We start from the raw sequence: 26,734 nt of genomic DNA, 5'->3' as shown, positions 1-26,734 counted from the left end.
TTTCTCGGTCTACGGGACGCCGCCTCCGCGGACGGCGTCCCTTACGGGCGCGTCTCAGGCACTCGCGGCCGTACGGGCGCCTCGGACGCTCGGGGGCCGTGCGGGCGCGTCCGGCATTCGGCGGCCGTGCGGGCGCGTCGGACGCTCGGCGCCGCACGGGCGGCTCGGACGCTCGGGGTCTTACGTGCGTGTCGGACGCTCGCGGTGTCGTACGAGCGCGTCTCAGCCGGTCGCCGCGCCGGCGGTGAGCGAGGGGTCGCCGGGAGGCTCGGCCGCGGGCGGCCGACGGTGTCCGGCGGGGTGTGCGAGCAGCCAGTCCCACAGCTCGACGGGGTCCTGGGCGGTGTGCTCGGCACCGCAGTGGCAGGTGCCCAGCAGGGTGTCGGAGCCGGGCAGCCAGCGCACGCGGTAGACGGGCCCGGACGGCTGCGGGCCGGGGCCGGTCATCGCGCGCCGGCCCCGGCCGGGGCCTCCTCACCGGCGGCGAGGCGTGCCAGGATCCGGCGGGCCGCCAGGCCGCCGGTGTCGATGTTGATGCTGAGCTCCTGGTAGCCGTCGGGCTCGGCGGCGATGACCTTCTCCAGGGTGTTGAGCGCCTCGACGTCCTGGAGCACCACCGTGCGGTTGGACTCGCGCAGGAAGGCGCTGACCTCCTCGTCGTCGCGGGCGAAGTCGCGGGCGACGGCCCAGAAGTCGTACGTGGTGTGCTCGGTCGACGGGGTGATGGCGTAGACGACCTCGACGTGGAAGGCGCCGCTGTCGTCGCCGTCCGGTCCCGGCGTGACGCCGGTGGGCGCGACCCGGCTGTGCAGGACGTACAGGCAGGGTGCGTGGTACTCGATGTCCTGGAACCGGTCGATCCGGCCCTCGACACCGGTGGACCGGGAGTAGAAGGGCGGGCACGCGGCGCCGTGCATGTGCCGGCCGACCCGGACGATCCCGGCCGCCTCGTCGACCTCGGTGGTGATCGGCGTCTCGGCGACCTCGGGGGTGCCGATGTAGCCGCCGTGCAGGTACGTCTCGTGGGACAGGTCGAGGAGGTTGTCGACCAGCAGGCCGTACCGGGCGTTCAGGGGCTCCATCCCGCTGACCGTCGTCCACTCCGGGTCGGCGAGCCAGGGCGCCCGGGGGATGCCCGCGGGGTCGGCGAGCGCGGGGTCGCCGATCCAGACCCACACGAAGGAGTCCTGCTCGACGACGGGGTAGGAGGGCACCCGGGCGGTGCGGGGAATTCGCTTCTGGCCGGGGACGGAGACGCAGCCGCCGTCCGGCGCGTACGTGAAGCCGTGGTAGCCGCAGACGATCCGGTCGCCGTCGAGCCGGCTCTCCGACAGGGGGAACCTCCGGTGCACGCACCGGTCGGCGAGCGCCACGACGTCGCCGGCCTCGGTGCGGTAGAGCACCAGCGGCTCGCCGAGCACCGTCCTTGCCAGCAGGTCACGGCCGACCTCCCGGCCGTACGCGGCGACGTACCACTGATTTCTCGCGAAAGACGTCATCGGCCCCTCTTTTCGCAGGTGGAGGTGGCCTCAGCGTCGCCCCCAGAGAGCCGTCGCCGCCATGCCCCTTCCATCCAGTGAAAGGCCGTCGATGCGCTTCAAGGATGACGGCCCTTCCTACTTTCGGATGGCTCCGCCGACGGCGAAGTGTGTTCCTTCGGGCCCCGGCGCCGCCCGCGACCGCGCCTAGCTTGCTGAACGGGGCCGCATCGGCCCTGTTCAGCACAACCCTCTCTTTCGTGGGAGTACAACCGTGGCCACGTTCCTTTACCGGCTGGGCCGGCTCGCCTACCGGCGACGGCGACTCTTCGTGATCTTTTGGATAGGCATCCTGGCCGCCGTGGGGGTCGGCGCGAGCACCGTCTCCGGCAAGACGACGGACGGCTTCACCCTTCCCGGCACGCAGTCGCAGCAGGCGATCGACCTGCTGCACAAGGAGTTCCCGCAGGCCTCCGCCGACGGTGCCACGGCCCGGGTGGTGTTCGAGGCACCGGACGGGCGGACGCTGACGTCCGGCACCTACAAGGCCGAGGTCCGGTCGCTGATCGCCGAGTTGAAGGCGGCGCCGCAGGTGGCGAACGTCGCCGACCCGTACGCGAACCACCTGGTGAGCGAGTCCGGCGGCATCGCCTACACCCAGGTGACCTACAGGGTCGGCTCGTCCGACGTCAGCGGCGCGGCGCGGGACGCCCTCCACCAGGTCGTCGACCAGGGCAGGAAGGCGGGCCTGGCGGTGAACCTGGGCGGCAACGCCGTACAGGGCAGTGCGGGAGCCGGACCGGCCGAACTCATCGGTGTCGCGGTCGCCGCCGTGACACTGGTGATCACCTTCGGCTCGCTGCTCGCGGCCGGACTGCCGCTGCTCACCGCGATCTTCGGGGTGGGGATGGCGATCTTCGCGCTGACGATGGCCACCGCGGTCTTCGACATGAGCTCCAGCGCCTCGACGCTGGCCCTGATGCTGGGCCTGGCGGTGGCCATCGACTACGCCCTGTTCATCGTCTCCCGCTATCGCGGCGAGATCCGGGACGGGCACGATCCGGAGCAGGCCGTCGGACGGGCTCTGGGCACGGCCGGTTCGGCGGTGGTCTTCGCCGGGCTGACCGTGGTCATCGCGCTGACCGGCCTGAGCGTCATCGGCATCCAGAATCTGACCGCCATCGGCCTGGCCGCCGCCTTCGCGGTCGTGGTCGCCGTCCTCATCGCGCTGACCCTGCTGCCCGCGGTCCTGGGATTCGTCGGCACGAGGATCATGAAGGGCAGGCTCAAGAGCCCCCGTCTGCGAGCGCTGGAGCGAGGCGAGGGCGAGGCGCTCGGCGTGCGCTGGGCGAGGTTCGTCACCCGCAACCCGGTGAAGGTGCTGGCCATCTCGGTCACCGCCCTGGCCGTCCTGGCCCTCCCGGCGATGTCGCTGCGGCTGACGTTGCCCGACGACGGCATGTCCGCGCCCGGCAGCAGCGAGCGGATCGCGTACGACACCATCTCCAAGGGCTTCGGTAAGGGCTACAACGGCCCCCTCACGGTGGTCGTCGACGGCCGTAAGAGCGGCGACCCGAAGGCCGCGGCCCAGGACGCGGCCGCGCTGCTGCGCGGGCTGCCGGACGTCGCCACCGTCGGCCCGGCCAATTTCAACCAGCGCGGCGACGTCGCCGTCCTCAGCGCCGTACCGAAGAGCGCCCCGACCAGTCAGGACACCAAGGACCTGGTCTCCGGCATCCGCGAGCGCAGCGCCGGCCTGCACAAGGACACCGGTGCCGACCTCATGGTCACCGGTCTGACCGCGGTGAACATCGACGTCTCCACCAAACTCGGCGCCGCCCTGATCCCGTACCTCGCGGTGGTCGTCGGGCTCGCCCTGATCCTGCTCCTGCTCGTCTTCCGCTCGATCCTGGTCCCGCTCAAGGCCGCCCTCGGCTTCCTCCTCAGCGTCGCCGCCACGCTCGGCGTCGTCGTCGCGATCTTCCAGTGGGGCTGGCTGTCGGATGTCTTCGGCGTCGACCAGCCCGCACCCGTCGTGAGCTTCCTGCCGATCTTCCTGATCGGTGTGGTGTTCGGGCTCGCCATGGACTACGAGGTGTTCCTGGTGACCCGGATGAGAGAGGAGTACGTCCACGGCGCCGAGCCGACCGAGGCGGTGATCGCGGGCTTCCGGCACTCCGCCCGGGTGGTCACGGCCGCCGCGGTCATCATGATCTCGGTGTTCGCCGGATTCATCCTGGACGACGTGCCGCTGATCAAGTCGATGGGCCTGGGGTTCGCCTCCGCGGTCCTGTTCGACGCCCTGGTCGTCCGGATGACCATCGTGCCCGCCGTCATGGCGCTGCTCGGCCGCCGGGCCTGGGCCCTGCCCCGATGGCTGGACCGCGGCCTGCCCAATGTGGACGTCGAGGGCGAGAAGCTGCAGCGCATGCTGGAGACGTCCACCGAGGAGGCCCGGGAGCCGGTGTTCCCCGCGCCGGTGCGCACGGACTGACCGGTCGGCCGTACAGTCGCAACAGACCGGCCCTGGGGCCCTGACCTGCCGAATCCGCCCGCCGGCCCCATCTCCACGGGGATCCGGCGGGCGGTCCCGCCTGCATCTGAAGGGCGTCCACCGTGACCGCACGAACCTCGTACCCGCCGCCGACGCGCATGATCGAGCCCGAGAGCCTGATGGGCCATACGCGGCTGGGCGCCGCCGAGCACCGCACGGTCGTCAAGCTGCTCCTCTGGCTGACGCGGGTACGGCAGAAGGACCAGGCCCACCCGAGCGTCCGGCGCTGGGGGGTGCCGGGCGTGTGTGTCCTGCTCGGCGTCCCCTCCCTGGCGGACGCCGCGTACGGCTCCGGGCCCGGTTTTGCGGTGGTGCTCGCCTTGTGCGTGGCCGGCGCACTCCCGTTGGTCTGGCGCAGGCAGTGGCCCGTGCCGGTCTACCTCATCGTGTCGGCCGTCACTGCGGCAGCGCTCCCGATCGGCGCGGTGATCCCGGGAGTGGGTGCCGCGCGGCTCGCGGCCCTGTTCAACGTCGCCCGCTTCGGAACCCCGGCCCAGCTGATCGTCTGCGCCGCCATCAACCTGGTGCAGACGGCGGTGTCCGGCGTCTTCTTCTGGACCAGCGAATCGGAGCGGGCCATTTCGCAGGCCACGATCCTGTCGTTCCTGTCGGTGACCGCCGTGCTGCTGATCAGCGCGCTGGGCATGGCCGGCAAGCTGGTGAACGCCTACGTCGCGGCCCTGGAGGAGCACGCGGTCCATCTGGAGGAGGACCGCGACCAGCGGGCCCGGCTCGCCGCCGCCACCGAGCGTGCCCGCATCTCCCGCGAGATGCACGACATCCTCGGCCACACCCTCGCCGTCATTGTCACCCTCGCCGACGGCGCCTCCGGACTCGCCGAGGCCAAACCCAAGCGCGGCGCGGAGACGCTGCGCATCATCGCCGACAGCGGGCGCGGGGCCCTCGGCGAACTGACCCGCCTGCTCTCCGTCATCGACGACCCCGGCGACTCAGACGCGGCGGGCTCCGGCAGCCCGCTCGCTCCCCAGCCCGGTCTGTCCGACCTCGACGGCCTGCTGGAGCGGGCGCGCACGGCCGGACGCAGCGCCACCTTGTACGCCGAAGGCGGCCTCACCCGCCTGGGCGAGGGCCTCCAACTCGCGGTGTACCGCATCGTCCAGGAATCCCTCACCAACGCCCTCAAGCACGCCGCCGCCGACACCACGGTCGCCGTGTCCGTCATCGCCGACGGGGACCTGGTCCGCGTCACCGTGGAGGACACCGGCCCGCCCGCCACCGCGAAGACGGGCCGCGGAGGCCCCGGCAGCGGTCACGGCCTGGTCGGCATGCGCGAACGAGCCGCCCTCTACGACGGCAGCCTCGACGCCGGCCCCAACGACCGCGGCGGCTGGACCGTCCGCGCCCTCCTCACCGCCACCCCGCCCCCCACGGCGGCCGCCACGACCACGGAGAAGCACCCGGCATGACCACCGTGCTCATCGTCGACGACCAGGCCCTGCAACGCCTCGGCTTCGGCATGATCCTCGAACAGCACCCCGACATGACGGTCGTGGGCGAAGCCGCCCACGGCGCCGAGGCGGTCCGGATGACCGCCGAACTGCGCCCCGACGTCGTGCTGATGGACGTACGCATGCCCGGGATGGACGGCATCGAGGCCACCCGCCGCATCGTCGAGTCCGGCGGACGCTCCCGCGTCCTGGTGCTGACCACGTTCGACCAGGACGAGTACGCCTACAACGCCCTGCGCGCCGGCGCCAGCGGCTTCCTCCTCAAGCACGCGCAGCCCGACGAACTGGTATTCGGCATCCGCGCCGTGGCCGCCGGAGACGCGGTGATCGCCCCTGGCCTGACCCGCAAGCTCATCGACGCCTTCTCCGACCGCCTCCCCGGCCAGACCCCCGTACAGCAGCGCCGGCTGTCCGGTCTCACCGAGCGGGAACGCGAGGTCCTCGTCGCCATCGCGACCGGCCTGAGCAACGCCGAGATCGCCGCCCGCCTCCACGTCGCCGAGACCACCGTCAAGTCTCACGTCAGCCGCATCCTCACGAAGATCGGCGTCCGCGACCGGGTCCAGGCGGTGATCTTCGCGTACGACACCGGCCTGGTCCGGCCGGCCTGAGCAGGCGTTGGCTCAGGGGGCCGCGATGCTCCTGCGGCTTGAGCGGTCCTTCCCGGGGCTCCATCCGAGCGCACGCGAGATTCCGCCCGCGGCGACCTGGACGGTGGCCGTCAGCGCGGGGACCCGCGCGTCCTCGACGTCCACCACGACGGACACCGCGGCCACCACGTCCCCGCCGGCTCCCCGTACGGGCGCGGCGAGGGAGATGGCGTCCTCGGTGATCTGGCGGTCGCTCACCGCGCAGCCGCAGCGCCGAACCTCGGCCAGCACGCGGCGCAGCACCGCCGGATCGGTGACGGTGTGCGGGGTGAAGGCGCGCAACTGCCCCGAGCACACCGTCTCCTGGAGCGCCCGGTCGCCGTACGCCAGCAGCACCAGCCCGACCGCCGTGGCGTGCAGAGGCCAGCGAGCCCCGACCCGGCTGAGCACCCGGACGGCCGAGCGCGCCGAGATGCGCTCGACGTACACCGCGTCCAGTCCGTCGCGCACCGCGAGGTGGACGTTCTCGTGGGTCGCCTCGTACAGGTCCTCCAGGTACGGCATCGCCGTCTCCCGGAGCGCGAGGCCGCGTGGGGCCAGCGACGCGACCTCCAGCAGCCGCAGCCCGATGTGGTAGCAGCCGTCGGCGTCGCGCTCCAGGGCTCCCCAGGCGACGAGCCTGGCCACGAGACGGTGCGCGGTGGCCAGAGGCAGGCCGGCGCGGCGGGCGATGTCGCTGAGCGACAGCGCGGGCCGGTCGGCCGTGAAGGCGTCGAGGACGCCGAGCAGCCGGTCGGCGACCGACGTCCGGCCGAAGTCCGCTGGCATGACGGGCCCCGTCAGCCGTAGAAGCGGTAGACCGCTTGGGCGACGCACGCGGGCTTGTCGGCCCCGTCGATCTCGACCGTGAGGTCCACGACCACCTCCACACCGCCGCCCTTCACCTCGGTGACCGAGGCTATCGCGCCGTGCGCCCGGATCTTCGAGCCGACGGGGACGGGGGAGGGGAAGCGGACTCGGTTCAGGCCGAGGTTCACGGCCATCCTGACGCCGGTGACCTCCAGCAGTTCGCTCCAGAGGGGGATGAGCAGCGACAGGGTCAGGTAGCCGTGCGCGATCGTGCCTCCGAACGGCCCGTCCTTGGCGCGTTCCTCGTCGACGTGGATCCACTGGTGGTCGTCGGTCGCGTCGGCGAAGGTGTTCACCCGGTCCTGGGTGATCTCCATCCACCGGCTGTATCCCAGGTCGGCGCCGGCCTGGGCCTTGATCTCTTCGAGGCCGTTGACGGTGATGGTCACGGGGTCCCTCCCTTTCGACTCGTCGCCGGCCCGCCGTCGGGGCCGCCGTGCGCGGAGCGGATCGCGGGCTTGAGCAGCTTGCCGCTGGGGGTGCGCGGCAGCGTGTCGGCGAACACGACCGACTTCGGGATCTTGTAGCGGGCCAGCCGGCCCTCCAGGTGGGCGAGCAGTTCCTTCTCGTCCGGGGCCGCGCCCGGCTCGGGGACGACGACGGCCCGGCCGACCTCGCCCCAGCGGGCGTCGGTGACGCCGATGACGGCGCAGTCGCGCACCGCCGGGTGCTCGAGCAGGACGTCCTCCACCTCGGCGGGATAGATGTTCTCCCCGCCGGAGATGATCACGTCCTTGAGCCGGTCGACGATCGTGACGTAACCGTCCTCGTCGGCGCGCGCGACGTCGCCGGTGTGGAACCAGCCGTCGCTGATCGACTCGGCGGTCGCCTGGGGCAGGCCCCAGTACCCCGAGGTGACGTTCGGCCCGTGGACCAGCACCTCGCCGCGCTCGCCGGGCGGAACGTCCCCGCCGAGCGGATCGACGAGGCGCACGTCGGTGAAGAAGTGCGGCACCCCGGCCGACCCCGCCTTGGTCAGCGAGTCGGCCCGGTCGAGGAGCAGCACGCCGGGGGACGTCTCGGTCATCCCGTAGCCCTGGACGAAGGCGAGCCCCCGGTCCAGGTAGGCGCGGATGGTCCGGGCCGGCACGGGCGCGCCCCCGCACAGCAGCGACCGCACGCTGGACAGATCGGCGCCGGCGAACCCGGGGTCGGCGGCGATCTGGTCGTACATCGCGGGCACGCCGAACAGGCAGGTGACGCGGTGCCGCGCGATCAGCTCGAGGGTCCGCGCCGCGTCGAAGGACTGCTCCAGCACGACCGTGCCGCCCTTCAGGACCGTCGGCAGGCAGGTCATGTTGAGCGCGGCGGTGTGGAACAGGGGCGCGCTGACCAGCATCACCTCGTCGCCGGCCAGGTCGACGTCGACCAGGACGTTGACGCTGTTCCAGGTGATGTTGCCGTGGGTGAGCACGGCGCCCTTCGGGCGCCCGGTCGTCCCCGAGGTGTACATGATCAGGCAGGGGTCGCCGAGGCCGACCTCCTCGTCGACCGGGTCGGCCGGCGCGCCGTCGACCAGCGCGTCGTACGGCAGGTCCGCCGGGTGCACCGGGTCGCCGACGGCGAGGCTCGCGCGCGGGACGGCCTCCGCGTGGACGGCGCGCAGGGTCTCGGCGCCGCGGCCGGCGTGCACGAGCACCGAACTGCCGGAGTCGGTGATCTGGTAGACCAGCTCCGGGTCGGCCAGGCGGCTGTTGAGCGGCACGAAGACGCCCCCGAGGATGCCGGTGGCGAACAGCGTCTCCAGGTACGCCGGATGGTTGGGGCCCAGGTAGGCGACACGGTCACCGCGCCGCACGCCCCGCGCCCGCAGGACGTGCGCCAGGCGCGTGGCGCGCTCGTGCAGCGCGGCGTAGCTCGTGGCGCGGTCGCCGAAGACCAGCGCCGTCCGGTCCGGGGTCTTTCGGGCCCGGCGCGCGGTCCACGAGCCGATGCCTTGGTTGCGCATGGAGGGCTCCTCTCGCCCGACGCGGATCGGGAGCTTCGCCCCGGTCAGTCCTTGCGGAGTCCCAGGAGCCGGGCGGCGTTCTCCTTGAGGATCTTGGGGCGGACCTCGTCTTTGATCGGCAGCTTGGCGAAGTCCGCCAGCCAGCGATCGGGGCTGATCATCGGGTAGTCGGAGCCGAAGAGGACCTTGTCCTTCAGCAGCGTGTTGGCGTACTGCACGAGCTGCGGCGGGAAGTACTTCGGCGACCAGCCGGACAGGTCGATGTAGACCTTCGGCTTGTGCGTGGCGACAGCCAGGGCCTCGTCCTGCCACGGGAACGACGGGTGGGCGAGGATGATGGTCAGCCCGGGGAAGTCGACGGCCACGTCGTCCACCTCCATCGGGTTCGAGTACTTCAGCCGGATGCCGCCCCCGCCCGGCGCTCCCGCGCCGATGCCCGTCTGCCCGGTGTGGAAGACGGCGGGCACTCCGAGCTCCTCCATCACCTCGTACAGAACGTACGCCCGGCGGTCGTTCGGATGGAACGCCTGCACGTTGGGGTGGAACTTGAAGCCCCGCACGCCGTACTCCTCGACCAGCCGCCGCACCTCGCGGGCGCCGGCCTTGCCGCGGGCCGGGTCGACGCTCGCGAAGGGGATGATGACGTCCGGGTTGGCGCGGGCGGCCTCGGCGACCTCCTCGTTCGGCACGGGCGGGTGGCCGGTGGCGGATTCGGCGTCCACGGTGAACACCACGGCCGCCATCCGCCGCTCCCGGTAGTACGCGGCGATCTCGGTCAGCGTCGGGTGGCGGTGCTCGGTCTTGAAGTACGCGCCGGCGGCGGCGTCCAGGTCGGCGGACAGGGAGTGCTCGCCGCGCTCGGAGACCTCCGCGTGCGTGTGCATGTCGATCGCCGTGACGGCGTCCAGGTCGATCATCGTCGTGTCCCGCCCCTCACAGCGTCGGCGCCGGGATGCCGTACGTCTCCGGGTGCTGCCCGACCGACACGGGCCAGGCGGCCGCGATCGCGTCGGCGGTCCAGCCGCCGTCGGTGTAGGCGGCGCTGATCTCCTGCGGGTGGGACCACAGCGAGAGCTTGTCGCCGCCGATGCCGACGCACTGCCCGGTGACGTCCTTGGAGGCGTCCGAGGCGAGGTAGACGACCAGCCCGGCGCAGTCCTCGGGCGTGCCGAACGCGTACCCCTTGCGCAGCGCGTCCGGCAGCGGCGTGCCGTTGTTCTCGTACGCCTCGACGTGCGGGGCGAACGCCGGGATGGTCCGGGTCATGGCGGTGGCCGCGTTGGGGATCACGGCGTTCGCGGTGATGCCGGCCCGGGCGAGCTCCATCGCCCAGGTGCGCACCATTGCGGCGATGCCGGCCTTGGCCGCGGCGTAGTTGGTCTGGCCGAAGTTGCCGCGCTGCCCGGCAGGGGAGCCGGCGACGATGATCCGCCCGCCTTCGCCCTGCTCCCGCATGCGCACGGCCGCGGCGCGGACACAGGTGAACGTCCCGCGCAGGTGCACCTGGAGCACGGTGTCGAAGTCCTCGTCCGACATCTTCCACAGCACCCGGTCGCGCAACACGCCCGCGTTGGTGACCATCACGTCCAGCCGGCCGAACTCGTCCACGGCTCGGGCGACCAGGGCCTCGGCGGTCTCGGTGGTGCCGACCGGGCGCACCTCGGCGACGGCCCGGCCGCCGGCCTCGGTGATCTCCTTGACCGCCGCCTCGGCGGCGTCGGCGTCCACGTCGTTGACCACCACGGCGGCGCCGGCGGCGGCGAGCGCGGAGGCGTAGGCGAGACCGAGGCCGCGGCCGGCGCCGGTGACGACGGCGACCTTGCCGGTGAGATCCATCAGGAGTCCTTTCGCGCGCGGAGCCCGGAGACGTGTCTCCGGCAACGACAAAGCTAGGCAGATATAAGACGGTCGTCAATATGTTGCCCAATGATTACTCGCGTCATCGCACGTCCGAGCCGTCCAGCGCCTTACGCTGTGCTGGTGACCCGTACCGATCAGGTCGAACCCGACATGTCCTCGGCCGCCCTCGACGGGGGCGACGTGGCGGAGAGCACCCCGCGCCCGCAGTCGCTGATGCTCAGCTTCTTCGGCATCCACGTGCTGGGGCGCCCGGTCGCGCTGTCGTCCGCCAGCATCATCGACGTCCTGGCGCGCGCCGGGGTCGGCGAGGACGCCGTACGTTCGACGCTCACCCGGATGGTCCGGCGCGACCTCCTCGAGCGCCACCGGCGCGGCCGCAAGATGTACTTCGGGCTCACGCCGCGCGCCGTCGAGGTGCTGCGCGACGGGCATCGGCGCGTGTGGCAGACCGGCGCCGTCAACCGCGCGTGGGACGGCACCTGGACGGTCGTCGGGTTCTCCCTGCCCGACTCCTGGCGCCGGGAGCGGCACGACCTGCGCTCACGCCTGCTGTGGGGCGGGTTCGGACCGCTGCAGAGCGGCATGTGGGCCGCGCCCGGCCGGGTCGACGTCGCCGCCCTGGTCGAAGGTCTCGGCCTCGACGCTCACCTGAAGGCGTTCCAGGGCACCGCCGTCGCGCCCACCGAGGCCGCGCGCCTCATCGACGCCGCCTTCGACGTGGCCGGCATCGCCCGCCGTTACCAGGCGTTCCTGTCCCGATGGGACCGGCCGGAACCCGCCACCGAGGCCGACGACCTCGCCCGCCAGCTGCTGCTGCACACCGACTGGCTCGACCTCGTCCGCCGCGACCCCCACCTGCCCGCCGAGCACCTGCCCGCCGACTGGCCCGCCGTCCGCGCCGAGAAGGTCTTCCACTCCCTCGCCCACCGCTACGAGGAGCCGGCCCGCGCCCGCGCCGCCGAGATCCTCGACGTCGTCGCCCTGAACTGAGCTCCGGTCCTGGGCCGTGTCCGGTGGATCTTCGTTCGGCGACGAACAAGACCCACCGGACACGCCCCAGGCGTCAGCGGGCGGCGTCCTGGGGCGGCTCGACATCCGCGATCCGCATGATCGAGGGCCGCTCGGCGGCGCGCAGCCCACGGGCCACGTCCTCGGCGTCGCGCAGCACGCGTACGGCGTTCTGCCAGGTCAGCTTGGCGATGTCGGGCTCGCTCCAGCCGCGGCCCAGGAGCTCGGCGATGAGGTTCGGATAGCCGGACACGTCCTCCAGCCCGGCCGGAGTGAACGCGGTGCCGTCATAGTCGCCGCCGATGCCGATGTGGTCGATCCCCGCCACCTCGCGCATGTGGTCCAGGTGGTCGGCCACGGTCGCGGCCGTCGCGACCGGCCGCGGATGCGCAGCCTCGTACGCCCGCTGCACCTCCATCGCCTCCGGCGTCGTGTCCAGCGGGTGCAGGCCCTGCGCGCGCATGTTCTCGTCCGCCGCGCGCGTCCACGCGATGGCCTCGGGCAGCACGAACTTCGGCACGAACGTCGCCATCGCCACGCCGCCGTTCGCGGGCAGCCGCTCCAGCACGTCGTCGGGGATGTTGCGCGGATGGTCGCACACCGCTCGTGAGGAGGAGTGCGAGAAGACGACCGGCGCCCGGCTGACCCGCAGGGCGTCCCGCATCGTGTCGGCGGACACGTGGGACAGGTCCACCAGCATGCCGAGCCGGTTCATCTCCCGCACGACCTCCTCGCCGAACGCGGTGAGGCCGTGCGCGGCCGGTTCGTCGGTGGCCGAGTCCGCCCAGGGGGTGTTGTCGTTGTGGGTGAGCGTCATGTACCGGACGCCCAGCGCGTACAGCGCCCGAAGCGTCGCCAGAGAACAGGCGATCGAGTGCCCGCCCTCCGCGCCCAGCAGCGAGGCGATGCGTCCCTCCGCCCGGGCCGCCTCCACGTCGTCGGCGGTGAGGGCGAGCCGCAGCTGATCGGGATAACGCTCCACCAGCGCCCGGACACAGTCGATCTGCTCCAGCGTGGCGCTGACCGCCGCGTCGCCCGCCAGCTCCGACGGCACGTACACCGACCAGAACTGCGCCCCCACCCCGCCCGCGCGCATCCGGGGCAGGTCGGTGTGCAGGAAGGCCGACTGGTCGACCGCGACGTCACGGCGGTCCAGGTCGTACGCGACCTGCTCGCGCAGCGCCCACGGAAGGTCGTTGTGACCGTCCACCACGGGGTGTTCGGCCAGCAGCGCGCGAGCGCGTTCCACCAAGACCGGATCGGCGACATAAGTCATTGCTGTCCTGCGCCCTCACTGTGCTCGGGTGATCGTTAAGTACTGCTCCCAGCGTCTCTGATCAGCTTAGGGATCCGTAGTCAATATTTGGTGGCCGGTGGCACAGTCAACGGTGGTGTTGTGCTGGTGGGTGAGGCCGCGGGCGGCGATGCGGCGCCATGCGCCGTGGTCGCCCTGCCAGCCACAGTCGGGGTCGGGGTCGGGGCAGATCGCCCATTTCCGCCCGGGTGTGGTGGGCCGGTCGGGTGCCTTGCAGTGCCGTAGCGGCAGCAGGCACTGCGGGCAGTGTGAGGGTGCGGCCCATGCCTTTGGCCTCCATCGACCGCAGATCCTCCACATAGATCACACTCGCCCGCGCAGCGATCGCCTGATCCACCGTCCAGCGCGCCGCCGCCCAGGCCGGCGCGCAGTTTAGGCCCGACCGGCGCTCGGCCACGTGCTGGCGTTCGGCCGTCAGTACGGCGTGCTTGTCGGCCAGGTGGTGGCCTTGGCCGCTGCCGATGAGGCGTTCGTAGGTGTCGGTTTTGGCGTGCAGGTGTTCGCCGTGGCGGCGTAGCCGGCGCTGGCGGGCCATCCACCCCAGCGGCGCGGAACATCACCCCTGCCCCGAGTGCGGTGATGGTACCGTCGGCGTGCAAACGGCATGCCCCCCTGGCTGGGTCGTCTTCGGCGCGTTCCAGGGTGGCCTGCTGCCGGTCGACCGCGGCCAGCACCAGCATCGGCGCCACGCGCGGCACCTCCTCCAGGTCGAACACATCGACCGGAAACCGCTCATTCCGGGCGAGGAGCGCGGTGATCTGCCTGGTGCGCGCTCTGATCACACCGCTGGGCAGGGACCGGCCGTTGGGGATCGCCTCGCGTACGGCGTCCCACTCGGCCACGGTGCGCTTGGCCGGGGCGGCGGGCCAGGTCGCCAGGACCCCGGCGACCGTCTCGGCGCGGTGCTGCGCACCACGCAGGATCCGTCCGGCTTGTTCTTGAGCCATCCGCACGATTCGGTCATTGACCTTGGCCCCCTTCAGGGACTCCCACACCCCAGCCCAAGCGGCGCAGCGCCATCCACGCATTGGATGCGGGTGGGATCACTCGGTGTCTCCGCTGCTCTCAGGTGACATCCGCAACCGGTCGCGGCTTAAGAGCAAACAAACGTTAGTTGTGATCTTGTAAAAAACGATCTTGGTTGCGAGACTTGCCGCGTCGGAGGGGGGCGGCTTCCGAACGAAAGGTGTTGGAGATGCGCATCCGCAAGCTCACGGCGAGGGCAGCGGTCCTGGCGACCGGCCTGGTCGCGCTCGCACCGGTGACCGCGAACGCCGCGACGCCGAACGGCGGGCAGACGATCGAGCCGATGACCATCAACGTCGCCAAGAACGGCCATGTCGAGCTGATCGTGCACCGCAAGGGCCGGCATGTCTACGCCGCGACCGTTCAGGTGCTGGGCCCTCTGATGGGCACGGTCAAGCTGGAGTACACCACGTCAAGGGGCGGCACCAAGACCCACAACCGGCTCTGCGACCAGGGCGGTGCCACCATCTGCGCCTGGCAGTTCCAGGTGAAGAAGACGTACCCGAAGAACACCGTCATCGCGGGCGGCGCCAAGTGGAACGGCAAGTGGATCGGCATCCCCGAGTACATCCTGAAGTGAACTCTCGGTCGGCTCAGCGGAGCCGGTGCGGGGCGGCGTCCAGTGGACTGAGATCCCGGCTCATGCGCACGTACCCGTAATCCGCGTCCTCCTTTGCGACACCCCGCGCCCGACGGCCCGTCGGCTCAGCATGCCCCCGGCCGTCGGGCGCGAGCATTTGCGGCAGACCGCCACCCGGTGCCGGTGATCTGCGACGCGAGATTCCTTTTGTGGTCATCCAAGGGCGCTTTGGGGAAATGCGGCTTTATTCCGGCCGCATTCGCATGTCGACTTCACCGTCATTTTGGCATTTCCTGAACGGCCGTCGCTGGCGAATCCAATGGAACGCGCGGTAGCTTTCGATCGGCCTATCCGGGTGGGGCGATGCGCGGTGGAATGCTTTATCGCCGTGCGTGGCGCCCTGTCCTGAAGGCGGCTCATATCCGGCTACATCCATCGCGAGACGACACGAAATCGCCGCACGATGGGAAATGGGGACGAGAATGAAGATCCGCGTTGCCGTGGGCGTGGTGGCCCTGTTGTGCTGCGGGACGATCGGATTCGCGCGAGGCGGCGACGCCGCGACGACGACGGATGGGCACGACGCCCCCTCGACGGTCACCGCGCCGCCCGACGCCCGGCGTGCGGACGGGCACGTCCGTCTCGCCGACGCCCAGCGGGCGCGGACCGGGGGCGCGGAGCGCGCTCAGCAGCCCACCTATCTCGGCCGGTTCCGGATTCACAGCTCCTACAACAACCGGTGCCTCGACGCGGACCTGGGCACCATCAACGGAAACGGCACCAAGGTTCAGCTGTGGGACTGTATCGCCGCCAACAGGAACCAGTGGTGGTACGCATGGGGCTATGGCACCTATATCCGGTTCCAGAATGTCTATAGCGGGCGTTTCCTGGACGCGGATCTCGGCACCATCAACGGAAACGGCACCAAGGTTCAGCTGTGGGACTTCGTCAGCGGCAACAAGAACCAGTGGTGGCCGGTCGTCAACTACGGCTCCTACTCGCGGATCGTCAATTCATTCAGCAGCCGGTACCTCGACGCCGATCTCGGCACGATCAACGCGAACGGTACGAGGGTTCAGCTGTGGGACTTCGTCAGCGGCAACAAGAACCAGTGGTGGTGGTTCGAGGGCTTCTAGCCGCCGCCTCGCGGTAGCAGCGTGAGCGGTCCGTCACCGGCCGGCCAAGAGGCCGGCCGGTGACGGGCGCATCCGACGAGGAAGCGCGCGGTCGCGGGTCAGGCCGTCGCGGCGGTGCTCGCCCCCGGCCGGCGCACCATGAAGACGTCGATCGGGTCCTGGGCCTCCACGACGAATCCGTGGCGCTCATAGAGCCGACGGGCGGCACTGCCCTGCAAGACGTTCAAGGCCACCGTCACGCCCTGCGCATCCGTCCGCTCCAGCAGCGCACGCAGGACGTCGGATCCCAGCCCTCGCCCCTGATGGCGCGGAGCGAGATAGAAGTGCTCCAGCCACTGCCTGCCGTCGGCGGGACGGACCGTGACACATCCCGCGAACTCGCGGTCGAGCATGATGATCGACGTGTACCGCGGGGAGAAGGAGTCCCGCAGCCGCTGCCGTACCCGGTGCTCGTCGTAGCGCCCAAGGCGTTCCAGATCCGCGCGCATGACCGTGGCCCGCAACTCCGCGATCACCTCGACGTCCGCCGCGACCGCGGAACGCAGCGCCCACCCGGCCGTACGCGCCGACGTGCTCCCGGGCACCGCTTCGTCCGATCGCGCACCGTTCCCCATCACGCCGGCTCACCTTTCCAGTCGGCTTTGGTCAGCGCGTACTCGACCACCCCGTGCTCGAAGCCCTCGATCGCGTCCAGGTCGTCGCGCTGGAAGGTGCGTACGTGTGTCAGACCGGCCTTCTCCATCACGCGCCGGGAGCCGAGATTGACCGTCATCGTCTCTGCGACCACCCGTTCCACCCCCAACTCGGTGAAACCCTTGCGGATCAGCGCACGCGACCCCTCGGTGGCGTAACCCTTGCCCCAGGCGGACCTGCGCAGCCGATAGCCGAGCTCGATCTCGCCGTCACGTGGTTCGCTCATGTTCGGCCGGAAGTGGAACCAGCCCAGAAACCGCTCGGTGGCCTTCTCCTGCGCCACCCAGAACCCGAAACCCTCGAACCGCTCGTAGTAGTCGAGAAGCCGCGGGATCCGGTCACGGATCTCCTCGCGAGGAGTCGGCCTGCCACCGGTGAGGAAGCGCATGACCTCCGGGTCACTGTCGAGCTCGACCAGGTTGTCCTCGTCGCCTTCGGTGAAACGGCGCAGCGTCAAGCGGTTGGTCTCCAGGAAGATCGACATTCCTCGATTATCGCGCCTCCGAGACCGCGTGCTCGCGGCCACGACCGCCATCGTCCGGTCAGTGCCGAGCGACGTCTCGGAACACGACCCAGCGCATGACGCTGTACATGTAGACCGCCTCGCACAGGCCTGCGATGATCCGGGCCAGGTGGTACTCCAGGCCCAGCCAGGCGAGGCCGGCGCCGACGCCGAAAATGAACGCGACGTAGTTGATCCCGATGGCCACCAGATACAAGACGACCTGCGGCCCGGCCGGGGCGTGCGAACGGAAATTGAGGCTGCGGTTCAACAGGAAGCTCAGCCCGAACGCCAGCAGATAGGCCGTGGTGATGGCCGCCGGCAACGGCCAGTCGAAGCCACTACGGAACACCGTCAGCAGTCCGAGGTCGATCGTGAACGTCAGCCCGTTGATGAGCGCATAGCCCAGGAAGCTGGCCGCGACGACGCGGGACAGGCCGAAGGGCAACCTGCGCACGATGACGGCCATGAACGCCTGGAAGCGCCCCTGGTCCGCACCGGTGACGGCGTGATCGGCCGCCTTGGACCGCTGGTCCTGAGGGGCGGCAACGGCCGTGTCATCGCGAAGACTCACCAACAGAACTCCCCGAACGTAGTGGCTCTAGACACGCTAGAGGCCCGCGGGTCAGCCGCACCTCAACTCCGAGAACGATTTCGGGTCCGCCGCAGGGCGTAGTCCACCGCAACCCTTGGGGACGGCGGTCAGCCGATCGGCATGGTGACGGCGATGGGCCAGGCCAGCAGCACGCCGCCGACGATGGCGGTCAGCCATACCGGTGCCCGGAGCGTACGCAGGGCGGCGGCCTGGACGCCCTGCCAGACCAGCAACGCGGCGAGGAGCGGCGCCACCAGCAGGACGAGCGCCGGGGCGATGCCCAGGAGGCCGGCCACGCCCAGGCCGGCCAGCGCGCCCGCGGCGGTCCAGGCGTGGATCATCGTCGCCGCGAGCCGGTCGTACCCGGCGCACAGCGCCTCGACGCCGCCGAAGAACGCGGCGGCGCACGCCGCGACCGCGACGAGGGCCCAGGGCCGCGGGCCGACGGGAACGGCGTGCGCCCAGCCCAGCTGCGCCGGGACGGCGAAGGAGACCACCGTCAGCAGGACCAGCGCGACGGCCGCCCCGGCGGTCACCGGCCACGAGCGCCCACCGCGTTCACCGCCGCTGTCTCCGGCGTCGGCGCGCCTGACGAACAGGGCGACGGCCAGTGTCACGACGCCGATGACGCCGAAGAACCCGGCGAGCGGACCGGCCACGGCGAGCGGCAGCAGGTGCCGGGGGATCACCGCCATCGCCGCCACGGCCGTCAGGACGGCGACCGCCGGGACACCGAGCGCGAGGGGGAGTGGGAGCCGGCGGCGGTCGCGGCCCGGCCCGGCGGGCCGCCCCAGGAGAACGGAGGCGATCGTGCCGAAGCTCAGCACGGCCGCCAGATGCAGCAGCATCGCCGATCCGGCGCGCTGCACGGGCCGGATGCCCACCCCGTGGCCGCCGGTCGCGGAGTGGCCGAAGGACGCGTCGAACCAGTCCGCGACCTCACGGTGGGTGCGTGGGCTGAAGAGCACGCTGACGTGTTCGACACCGCCGACGAGCACCGCCCGGCGGGCGGTCCCGGCCCGCGGATCGCCGTACGTGAGTCCGGCGCGCCCCTGCGGATAGGCGGCCCGCAGCATGTCGACGGCGCCCTCGCGGTACCCCGGGAACTCCAGGCCGCCGGCGAGCAGGAGCAGGTCCCGGGGGCGCGACGCGGGGCCGGTCGGCGACATCAGCCCCTGGGAGACGGCCACGGTCGCGTGGATGTCCGGATGCGCGGTGGCATACCGTACGACCGCGGCGGCGCCCATCGAGTGACCGAGGAGGCCGATCCGCGAGCCGTCCACCCAGGGCATGGCCCGCAGATGCCCGACGGCGACGTCCAGGTCGCGGGCGAGCCGCGCGTCGGCGGCCGGGCCGTCTCCGGCGTCGGGCAGCCGTTCGGTGTTCGCCCCGCCGCCGGCGAGGTCGACCAGCTCCACCGCGTACCCGCGGTGTGTGAGGGTGTCCGCGAGGCCCCGCATGAGCTGCCTGCTCGCGGCGAGCCCGTGCGCGACCACCACACCGGGGAGCCGGCCCGTCGTTCCCGCGGGCCGGACGACCTCGACCGGCACTCCGGCCACCACGGCGGAGCTCCGCTCGATGCCCCGGTCCGCCGTGGCCAGGCCCACGACCCCGACCGTCGCGGACACCAGGGAGACCAGCAACGCCACGACGCGGAGCGGCGTGAGAACCGGTCGTTCCGCTCGCGCGCGGCCCGTTTCGGCCGCCTGCCGGCGCGGCCCCACGTCTTCCTTGGTGTCCAAAGTCCGTCCTCTGCCGATCGAGCGCCCCCACTGTCCAGGCGCCTGGAGGCACCGTTGCCCATGAGCCGACTCGTCGGAGGACGCGGAACCTGTATTCGTCGCTTTATGACGCCTCGGCCGGGCCGGGAGGTTCGAGTCTGCCGGAGCCAGGTTCTCGGTGAGCAACGAAGGCCTCACCGGAGCGGATTACGGGACGTTCTCCCGTACGGTTGGGAGGTGACGACCGACCGCCCGGTCCGGGGTGACGAGCCGTGGCAGCGGCGGTGGAGATGGAATCGGCGGGTTTCGCCGCGTTGGCTGCTCGTTGGACACACCGGCACGCCGCAGTTTCCCGACGACGAGGCATTGGCGTTGTGTGCCGACATCGACGGGCTGTTCATGGATCTGCCGCCCCGGCCGCGGGAACGCTTCACCCTCCTCGGCTGTATGCCGGACGGCGCGCTCGCCTCGATCCTCGACAGCATGCCCGCGAGTCCCGAGGGAGCGTGGCTGGGCAACCTTTGGGTATCGGCGAGGCCAGATGACCCGGCGACGCGGCGCGGCTGGATCGGCGAGGAGCTGCTCGATGTGACCGTGCTGGACCACCGGCCGTCAGAGACCTCGCCGGGATGTGTCGACATCGCGTTGGAAGGGCTGGTCGGTGTGTACGACCGCACGGACGGCGTCGATCGTCCTGATGACGTCACCGGATTCGTGCTGAGCGGTCGGGACGACACGCGGTGCGGTGTCTGCGTCGACGTCACCGGCGTCTTCCGGGAGCCGAGCGAGCCGCCGGTGCCGCACGTCATCCTGGTCGGCTGCCGGCCCGAGCCGTCGCTGTCGGCCGCGATCGCCGCAGTACAGCAGTCGACGAAGGCCGGCCTGCGCCGCCGCCGGGTGTCCGCGCAGGTGGGAGCCGTCGCCGCCGACGGTTCGGTGGTTCGGCTGGTCAATGGCATCGTGTCCGGGACGCTCGTGTCGAGCGTGCCGTCCGCACTCGGCGTCGGCCTCCTCGACGTCACCATCGCCAGCGACGCACGTGAACCGTTCCCGGCGGGGACCCGCGGCATTCTGGACCTGTGGTCCACCGGTCGACCGACCGAGCGCAACCTGTGGGTCGGCTATGACCGGACGCTGCGGCACGAGTGGGCCGGCGTGGCACTGGCCCATCATCGCTCCGATTCCCCGGACCGGCCGGCGGGGACCGTGTTCAACCTCGACGGCCGCTTCGTCACCGACCTCGAGGGCTTCTACTGCGCCATCGGAGAGGCGATCAACGGCCCGGGTGGCTACTTCGGTTGGAACCTGGACGCCCTCGATGACTGCCTTAGGGGGAGGTGGAGTGCTCGGACGCCGTTCCGACTGGTCTGGCACGACTCGGCGGTGGCCGGTGAACACCTCGTCGCCGGCTACGACCGGCATCGGTACGCGCCGGCGGTCACGCTCGACCATCTCCTGCAGATGTTCGCCGAACACGGCGTCGAGGTCGACCTGCGCTGAGCGCCTCACCTCACCCCTTGCGTCCTGGGGCCGTCTCTTCCCGCAGGGCCAGATGGCCGTTAGTGTTCTTTTGGATTGGGGTGACACGTCGTCAGAGGAGCGATGCCCATGGCGGAGCCGTTGCTTGCGGGGGATCCGCCTCAGCTCGGGGACTACTGGCTGGCCCGGCGGATCGCCGCCGGAGCGCAGGGCGTGGTCTACGAGGGGTATGACGGCGCCGGTCACCGCGTGGCGGTCAAAGCGTTGCGGGTGGACGTCCTGTCGGATGAGGCGCGCCATCAGATGCATCGCGAGGTGGCGGTGCTGCGTCGGCTGGAGCCGTTCTGCACGGCACGGATCATCGGCGCTGACCTCGACCACACCCCACCGTTCGTGGTCAGCGAGTACATCCCGGGGCCGACCCTGCGCAGCCAGGTCGACGGACATGGGGCCTACGATCCGCAGGCTTTGATCCGCCTGGCCATCGGAATCGCCACCGCCCTGGCCTCGATCCACCAGGCCGGTGTCATCCACCGCGACCTGAAACCAGAGAACGTGATCATCGGCCCGGACGGGCCACGCGTCATCGACTTCGGGATCGCCCGAACCGCGGACATGTCGCTGAGCGAACTCCATGTCAAGGGCACGCCTCGCTGGATGGCACCCGAGTCCTTCGATCTCAGGCCGGTCACCGCGGCCGTCGACGTGTGGGCATGGGCCGCGATCGTGCTGTACGCCGCGACGGGGACTCCTCCGTTCGACGGCGGGGAGTTCGGCGACATCGAACGTCAGGTCCGCACACACCGCCCCTTACTCGACGGCCTGCCGGCCCGGCTGCGGCCACTGGTCGGCGCCGCCCTCTCCCACGACCCCGCCACCCGGCCCACCGCCGCCACGCTGCTCGCCGGACTGATCGGCCTGCCCGCCTCGGAAGATGACCAGCCGCTGGAGCAGGTGCTGGCCGTCGGCCTGCGGCGGGCCGACGATCCGGACCATACGGTGATCGATGCCGGATGGCCTGCGCTGGGCGAGCGCGCTGAGCAGCTCTACCGGGATCTGCCTGACGAGCATCGCGTGCTGGTGCCCCGGGTTCTGCTACGGATGATCTCAGTGGCGTCGGACGCGCGGCACACTCTCCGCAAGGTCCCTGACGCGGAGTTCCTGGACGGCGACATCGACGAGGCGGCCCTGGAAACGCTGCTGGAGGCGCTGCGGCGGGGCGGCCTGGTGGTCCGCGACGAGAACCGGTCCGCGCTGGCCACTCCGGCGCTGGTGCGCGCCTGGCCACGGTTGCGCGCCTGGACCGCCGATGACGGCGCCGCGCTGAACTCCCACCACGACCTGGCCGACGCGGCGCGCTCGTGGGCCGACAACGGCAAGAAAGCGGGTGACCTGCTTCAGGGCACCCGGCTCGACCAGGCGATCGCCTGGGTGGTGTCCAGGCCGCGGCACACGACCCTCAACACCGTGGAGCGGGCCTATCTCGACGCCTCAGTGGCCGCGAACAAGCGCCGCCGCCGCAACCGTACGCTGCTCAGCGTCATCTTGGCGATCCTGCTCGTGGCCGTGACCGGCGCCGGCACCGTCGTCTTCGCGCAACGCCAGACTCTGGCCGCGCGTAACCGGACGGTCACCCGGCAGCGCGACCACGCCGTCGCCACCCAGGTCGCCGCTCTCGCCATGACCATGCGCCGCAGCGACCCGGTCACCGCCCGCCGCCTCGCCCTGGCCGCTGCCGGCCTCAATCCCGGCGCCTTCGACACCCGCAACGCCCTGGAGACGGTGTACCAGCAGTGGGAACAGAGCCGGTACCGCCCCGACGGCGTCACCGGCATATACCGCCGGGACACCAGCGGCGACTGGCACTATTCAGTCGACGCCACCGGCCGCACGATCATCTTCGCCAAAGACCACCGGCTCCTGGTGACCGACACCGACATCCGCACGATACGGCGCGCCATCACCGTTCCCGGCCCGGCCGTTCAGCAGGTGAGTCTGTCAGCGGACGGCAGGACGGCGGCGCTGGCCCAATGGGACGGGGTTCTCCCCAGTCACGGAGGGACCGTACGGACCTGGGACGTCACCTCCGGGCAGCCGACCGGCGCCGCCATCCCGCTGTCGGACAGCCCGTACATCGGCATCAGCCGCACCGGCCGCTACCTCTACACCCCCTCCAACGCCGGGCCGGCGGCCTGGGACACCCGAACCGGCGCAGCCGTCCTGCGGATCCCGGCTGCCGAGACCTCCCCGGCCGCCATCGCAGCGGTCACGTTCACACCCGACGAGCGGCAGCTGCTCACCGTCACCGGCCGTCGCATGGACCTGTGGGACCTGCGCACCGGGCAGAGGGTGCGGTCGACCGGCCTCGACCGGGCCTACCAGGACGCCGCCTACAGCCCCGACGGCCGACGCCTGGCACTCTTCGACGGGAACCGGCTGAGAATTCTGCGCGACGGCAAGACCGATCTGGACCTCACGGTGCCGCAGGACCAGCAGCGCGGCGGCCGGCCCGCCTTCAGCAGCGACGGCCGCTACCTCCTGCTCGACAGCATGATCTGGGACACCGCCGACAGGCGCGGCATCCCGGCGTTCCGTTACACCGACCCCGGTTGCCTGGACCAGCGCATCGACCTCGCCGAAAAGTCGATGCGCTGCGTGGACGCCGAAGGGTTCGTCAACGTCATCTCCCTGCGTACGATCCTGGACCCGATCCCGCTCGGCACCACCCGGGCCTATGCCCTCATGCTGAACTTCAGCGGCGACGGCTCGACACTCGCGGTACGGGCCGGCGACCACGTGGACATCTGGGACACCGCCACCAGGACCAGACGCACCAGCCTGACCATGCCCCGAGAACATGACCAAGAACTCGCCGACACACTCTCCCGAGACGGCACGCTGCTGGCCGCCATGCGCTCCACCGGCCAGATCGAGGTCTGGAACATCCGTACCGGCACCAGGCAGGCCTCGATCAAGGCGTCGTCGTCCTTCAGCCCCGCCGACAGACCCCCCGCCTTCACCCCTGACGGCAAGACCCTCATCACCCTCGATTCCTTTTCCGTCGCGTCGGTGCTCCGGTTCTGGGACGTGCGGTCCGGACGGCTCGTGGCCGAATCCTCCGGGGTCAAAGGCGGCCTGGGGTTCTTCGGCCAGGACCGGATACTGGTCAGCCCGGACGGCCGGTACGTCCTATCCGGCCCGGACCAGGGCCGGATACAGATTCCCACCGGCCGCCGCCTGATCCGGCCGGGCGATTCCACCATCAGAATCGACGACCTCAGGGCCGACGGCGTCGGCGCCTCGGTGAACTATCCCGACAAGCTCACGATGTGGGACACCACCACCCGGCAGCACCTGTTCGACATCACCGTCGGCACGGCCTTCCAGCTGAGCTCACCGCTGTTCTCACCCGACGGCCGCCTGATCGCCGACGCCGACGACGCCGGGAATGTCCAGATCTGGGACCTGGAGAGCAGGCAGCCCTTCGGGCCGCCGCTCACCGGCTTCTACGTCCCCCCGGCCAGCCCCGACCCGCGCATCCCGCTCCCCGCTGGATTCGTCGCGGCCATGGCCTATTCCGCCGACGGCTCCACCCTCTACAGCGTCGACAGCCTCGGCCGACTCCACACCTACATGATCGGAACGCAACGACTGCAACAGCAGCTCTGCCCCCAGACCGGACCACTGTCACGAGCCGAATGGCACAGATACATCCCCGACGTGCCCTACCGCCGAACCTGCTGACACACGCCCCAGTCTTCGCGCTTCCGCCCCGCGACCACGAAGACTGATCACGGCACCGACCAACGAGCTTCGGCAGCACTTCGCCATGCTCGGCCTACCGGGTCTGCGCGTCTCAGCGGATACGCCATGATGGTCCGGTGATACCGCCTGGCGTGTCGACGACCGACTACCACACCGCTGGGGAACCCTTCCGGATCGTGGCGGACCCGCCGGTGGCGCTGCCCGGGGTCACCGTCGCGGACCGGCGGATGCGCGCGCTGAACAGCCCGGACGCCCAAGGGCTACGGGAACTGCTGTGCTTCGAGCCACGCGGGCACGCCGACATGTACGGCGGATTCCTGGTCCCTCCGGACGACGAGGGCGCCGACCTGGGCGTGCTGTTCTGGCACAAGGACGGTTTCTCCACCGCCTGCGGGCACGGCACCATCACCCTCGGCGTCTGGGCGGTGGACACCGGGCTGGTGCAGGCTCCCCGGGACGGCACCGTCGACGTCGTCATCGACGTCCCGTCGGGGCGGGTCACCGCGCGCGTGCACCGCGACCACGGGCGCACCGTGGCCGTCGACTTCATCAACGTGCCCAGCTACGTGCTCGCCCGCGACATCGTGCTGAGCACATCCCGCGGCGACGTCGCCGTCACCGTCAGCTATGGCGGGGCCATCTACGCCGGCATCGACGCCACCAGCGTCGGCCTGGCCGTGAGTCCGTCACACTACCGAGACCTCATCACCCTGGGCCGCGAGGTCAAATGGGCGCTGGACGACAGCGAGCACGCCGTGCATCCCGGCGATCCCCGGCTCAGCGGGATCTACGGCACGATCCTTCACGAGGACGTCGGCACCGTCGACGGCCAGGTGCACCAGCGCAACGTGACGGTGTTCGCCGACGGTGAGGTCGACCGCTCACCGTGCGGATCCGGCACCTGCGCCCGGCTGGCCGTCCTCGCCGAGCAGGGCCGCGTGGCGCCGGCGGGTCCGACCTTGCGCCACGAGTCGATCGTCGGGTCCCTGTTCACCGGGACCGTCGTGGCCACCACCACTGCCGCCGGCCGCCCGGCCGTCGTCCCCCAGGTCACCGGCATGGCCTACCGGACCGGTGAGCACACGTTCGTCGTCGACCCCGCCGATTCGCTGCTCCCCGGGTTCGTGCTCCGGTGAACGCCCCGCTGATCCTCGACGCCGACGCGGTGCGCGCCGCCTGCAGTCCCGTCGACGCCGTCGAGGCGATCACCGCCGCCCTCGTCTCCGGACTCGACCCGGCCGCCGACCTGCCCCGCCACGCCGTTCCCGTACGCGCGGGCCAGTTCCTGCTCATGCCGTCGGAAGGCTCTCGCTCGGGGGCACACGTGGGGATCAAGGTGGCGACCGTGGCACCCGGCAATCCCGCCCGCGGCCTTCCGCGCATCCAGGCGTCCTACCTGCTCTTCGACGCCGACTCGCTCAACCTGGTCGCTGTGCTCGACGGCACGGCGCTGACCACGCTTCGCACGCCCGCGGTGTCCGTGGCGGCCGTTCGACCGCGGTTGCTGGCCGCATCCGGCCCCCTGCGACTGGCGGTATTCGGCGCCGGACCTCAGGCGCACGGGCACGTCGCGACCCTGGCCGCAGCACTGACACCGCACCGGTCGCTCGCGACGGTGACTCACCTCGTCCGAGACACCCGGGTCCAGCCCGCCGACGGCGCGGACGTCGTCGCCCTGAACAGCCCGCAGGCGGACGACGTGGTACGCGCAGCGGACGTCATCGTATGCGCCACCTCGGCCCGTACCCCCCTGTTCGACGCCGATCTGGTCCTCGACACCGCCGTCGTCATCGCCGTCGGCTCCCACGAACCAGACGCCCGGGAGGTCCCCGCCGCGCTGTGTGCCCGCGCCACGGTCGTCGTCGAAGACGTCGCCACCGCACTCCGTGAGGCCGGCGACGTCTGCCTGGCGCTTCACGAAGGCACCTTGCAAACGCAAGAACTCGTGCCGATGCGCGACGTCGTCACCGGGCACACCAGCCCGGCGTCCGACCGCCCGCTCCTGTTCAAGAGCGTCGGCATGTCCTGGCAGGACCTCGTCACCGCCGAGGCCGTCCTGTCCAGAGCCGGCTGACCCTGCCGTTCGGATCGCGCGCTGTTGCCGGT

23 protein-coding genes are annotated in these 26,734 nt (G+C 71.1%); 10 read left to right on the top strand and 13 right to left on the bottom strand.

Annotated elements, in window-relative coordinates; all coding sequences use genetic code 11:
• Positions 1-222: 222 nt before the first annotated feature.
• Both ACQP2O_RS30175 and ACQP2O_RS30170 read right to left on the bottom strand, forming a co-directional pair.
• The gene (locus ACQP2O_RS30175) at positions 223-447 is read right to left on the bottom strand and encodes a hypothetical protein (RefSeq protein WP_433170886.1); all 225 of its coding nucleotides are present in this window, start codon (positions 445-447) and stop codon (positions 223-225) included.
• Positions 444-1,499, bottom strand: a complete 1,056-nt coding sequence (locus ACQP2O_RS30170; RefSeq protein WP_433170884.1) for a Rieske 2Fe-2S domain-containing protein — start codon at positions 1,497-1,499, stop codon at positions 444-446. Before ACQP2O_RS30170 ends, ACQP2O_RS30175 begins: the two co-directional genes overlap by 4 nt.
• A gap of 253 nt (positions 1,500-1,752) precedes the next feature.
• On the opposite strand from ACQP2O_RS30170, the gene ACQP2O_RS30165 reads away from it, so the two are divergent.
• From ACQP2O_RS30165 to ACQP2O_RS30155, 3 genes are all read left to right on the top strand, one after another.
• Positions 1,753-3,972: an MMPL family transporter gene (locus ACQP2O_RS30165; protein WP_433170882.1), complete on the top strand. Its 2,220-nt coding sequence runs from the start codon at positions 1,753-1,755 to the stop codon at positions 3,970-3,972.
• Positions 3,973-4,094: 122 nt separating this feature from the next.
• The gene (locus ACQP2O_RS30160; protein WP_433170880.1) at positions 4,095-5,459 is read left to right on the top strand and encodes a sensor histidine kinase; all 1,365 of its coding nucleotides are present in this window, start codon (positions 4,095-4,097) and stop codon (positions 5,457-5,459) included.
• The gene (locus tag ACQP2O_RS30155; protein WP_433170878.1) at positions 5,456-6,112 is read left to right on the top strand and encodes a response regulator; all 657 of its coding nucleotides are present in this window, start codon (positions 5,456-5,458) and stop codon (positions 6,110-6,112) included. The genes ACQP2O_RS30160 and ACQP2O_RS30155 overlap by 4 nt, the downstream gene beginning before the upstream one ends.
• A gap of 12 nt (positions 6,113-6,124) precedes the next feature.
• Here the strand turns inward: ACQP2O_RS30155 and ACQP2O_RS30150 are convergent, their stop codons facing one another.
• From ACQP2O_RS30150 to ACQP2O_RS30130, 5 genes are read right to left on the bottom strand one after another with little or no spacing between them, the layout of a single operon-like run.
• Positions 6,125-6,919: an IclR family transcriptional regulator gene (locus ACQP2O_RS30150; protein ID WP_433170876.1), complete on the bottom strand. Its 795-nt coding sequence runs from the start codon at positions 6,917-6,919 to the stop codon at positions 6,125-6,127.
• Positions 6,920-6,930: 11 nt separating this feature from the next.
• Complete coding sequence (locus ACQP2O_RS30145) at positions 6,931-7,389, bottom strand: MaoC family dehydratase (protein ID WP_360884010.1); 459 nt, start codon at positions 7,387-7,389, stop codon at positions 6,931-6,933.
• Complete coding sequence (locus tag ACQP2O_RS30140; protein WP_433170874.1) at positions 7,386-8,948, bottom strand: acyl-CoA synthetase; 1,563 nt, start codon at positions 8,946-8,948, stop codon at positions 7,386-7,388. Before ACQP2O_RS30140 ends, ACQP2O_RS30145 begins: the two co-directional genes overlap by 4 nt.
• A 44-nt stretch (positions 8,949-8,992) precedes the next feature.
• Positions 8,993-9,865, bottom strand: a complete 873-nt coding sequence (locus ACQP2O_RS30135) for an amidohydrolase family protein (protein WP_433170872.1) — start codon at positions 9,863-9,865, stop codon at positions 8,993-8,995.
• Between the two features lie 16 nt (positions 9,866-9,881).
• Entirely contained in the window at positions 9,882-10,784 is a 903-nt protein-coding gene (locus tag ACQP2O_RS30130; RefSeq protein WP_433170870.1) for an SDR family oxidoreductase, read from the bottom strand.
• Positions 10,785-10,928: 144 nt separating this feature from the next.
• Here ACQP2O_RS30130 and ACQP2O_RS30125 point away from each other — a divergent pair, with 144 nt between their 5' ends.
• Positions 10,929-11,798, top strand: coding sequence for a PaaX family transcriptional regulator (locus tag ACQP2O_RS30125; protein ID WP_433170868.1), 870 nt, complete (start codon positions 10,929-10,931; stop codon positions 11,796-11,798).
• 73 nt (positions 11,799-11,871) lie between these two features.
• Here ACQP2O_RS30125 and ACQP2O_RS30120 read toward each other — a convergent pair whose 3' ends face one another.
• Positions 11,872-13,092, bottom strand: coding sequence for a dipeptidase (locus tag ACQP2O_RS30120; RefSeq protein WP_433170866.1), 1,221 nt, complete (start codon positions 13,090-13,092; stop codon positions 11,872-11,874).
• A 106-nt stretch (positions 13,093-13,198) separates the two neighbouring features.
• Positions 13,199-13,666 carry a hypothetical protein gene (locus ACQP2O_RS30115; protein ID WP_433170864.1) on the bottom strand — a complete coding sequence of 156 codons (468 nt, stop codon included), beginning with the start codon at positions 13,664-13,666 and terminating at the stop codon, positions 13,199-13,201.
• Positions 13,667-14,326: 660 nt separating this feature from the next.
• Here ACQP2O_RS30115 and ACQP2O_RS30110 point away from each other — a divergent pair.
• Positions 14,327-14,737, top strand: coding sequence for a hypothetical protein (locus tag ACQP2O_RS30110; RefSeq protein WP_433170862.1), 411 nt, complete (start codon positions 14,327-14,329; stop codon positions 14,735-14,737).
• 482 nt (positions 14,738-15,219) lie between these two features.
• Complete coding sequence (locus ACQP2O_RS30105; protein WP_433170860.1) at positions 15,220-15,873, top strand: RICIN domain-containing protein; 654 nt, start codon at positions 15,220-15,222, stop codon at positions 15,871-15,873.
• A 98-nt stretch (positions 15,874-15,971) separates the two neighbouring features.
• On the opposite strand, the gene ACQP2O_RS30100 is transcribed toward ACQP2O_RS30105, so the two are convergent.
• From ACQP2O_RS30100 to ACQP2O_RS30085, 4 genes are all read right to left on the bottom strand, one after another.
• On the bottom strand, positions 15,972-16,487 hold the full coding sequence (locus ACQP2O_RS30100) for an N-acetyltransferase family protein (RefSeq protein ID WP_433191201.1): 516 nt from the start codon (positions 16,485-16,487) through the stop codon (positions 15,972-15,974).
• On the bottom strand, positions 16,487-17,050 hold the full coding sequence (locus tag ACQP2O_RS30095) for a GNAT family N-acetyltransferase (protein ID WP_433170858.1): 564 nt from the start codon (positions 17,048-17,050) through the stop codon (positions 16,487-16,489). Before ACQP2O_RS30095 ends, ACQP2O_RS30100 begins: the two co-directional genes overlap by 1 nt.
• Before the next feature lie 58 nt (positions 17,051-17,108).
• The gene (locus ACQP2O_RS30090) at positions 17,109-17,642 is read right to left on the bottom strand and encodes a GtrA family protein (RefSeq protein ID WP_433170856.1); all 534 of its coding nucleotides are present in this window, start codon (positions 17,640-17,642) and stop codon (positions 17,109-17,111) included.
• Between the two features lie 128 nt (positions 17,643-17,770).
• A complete protein-coding gene (locus tag ACQP2O_RS30085; protein WP_433170854.1) occupies positions 17,771-19,405 on the bottom strand; it encodes a dienelactone hydrolase family protein in 1,635 nt (544 codons plus the stop codon).
• Between the two features lie 216 nt (positions 19,406-19,621).
• Here ACQP2O_RS30085 and ACQP2O_RS30080 point away from each other — a divergent pair, with 216 nt between their 5' ends.
• The 4 genes from ACQP2O_RS30080 (at position 19,622) to ACQP2O_RS30065 (ending at position 26,702) form a co-directional block, all read left to right on the top strand.
• Positions 19,622-20,884, top strand: a complete 1,263-nt coding sequence (locus ACQP2O_RS30080; RefSeq protein ID WP_433170852.1) for a barstar family protein — start codon at positions 19,622-19,624, stop codon at positions 20,882-20,884.
• 108 nt (positions 20,885-20,992) lie between these two features.
• Positions 20,993-24,607 carry a protein kinase domain-containing protein gene (locus ACQP2O_RS30075; protein WP_433170850.1) on the top strand — a complete coding sequence of 1,205 codons (3,615 nt, stop codon included), beginning with the start codon at positions 20,993-20,995 and terminating at the stop codon, positions 24,605-24,607.
• 152 nt (positions 24,608-24,759) lie between these two features.
• A complete protein-coding gene (locus tag ACQP2O_RS30070) occupies positions 24,760-25,764 on the top strand; it encodes a proline racemase family protein (RefSeq protein ID WP_433170848.1) in 1,005 nt (334 codons plus the stop codon).
• A complete protein-coding gene (locus ACQP2O_RS30065; RefSeq protein WP_433170846.1) occupies positions 25,761-26,702 on the top strand; it encodes an ornithine cyclodeaminase family protein in 942 nt (313 codons plus the stop codon). The genes ACQP2O_RS30070 and ACQP2O_RS30065 overlap by 4 nt, the downstream gene beginning before the upstream one ends.
• Positions 26,703-26,734: the final 32 nt, after the last annotated feature.

Source organism: Actinoallomurus sp. CA-150999 (assembly GCF_050942425.1).
In the GTDB taxonomy this organism is placed as follows: Bacteria; Actinomycetota; Actinomycetes; order Streptosporangiales; family Streptosporangiaceae; genus Actinoallomurus.
The sequence above is the reverse complement of the archived record's forward strand: the minus strand, read 5'-3'. Positions and strand labels throughout refer to the sequence as shown.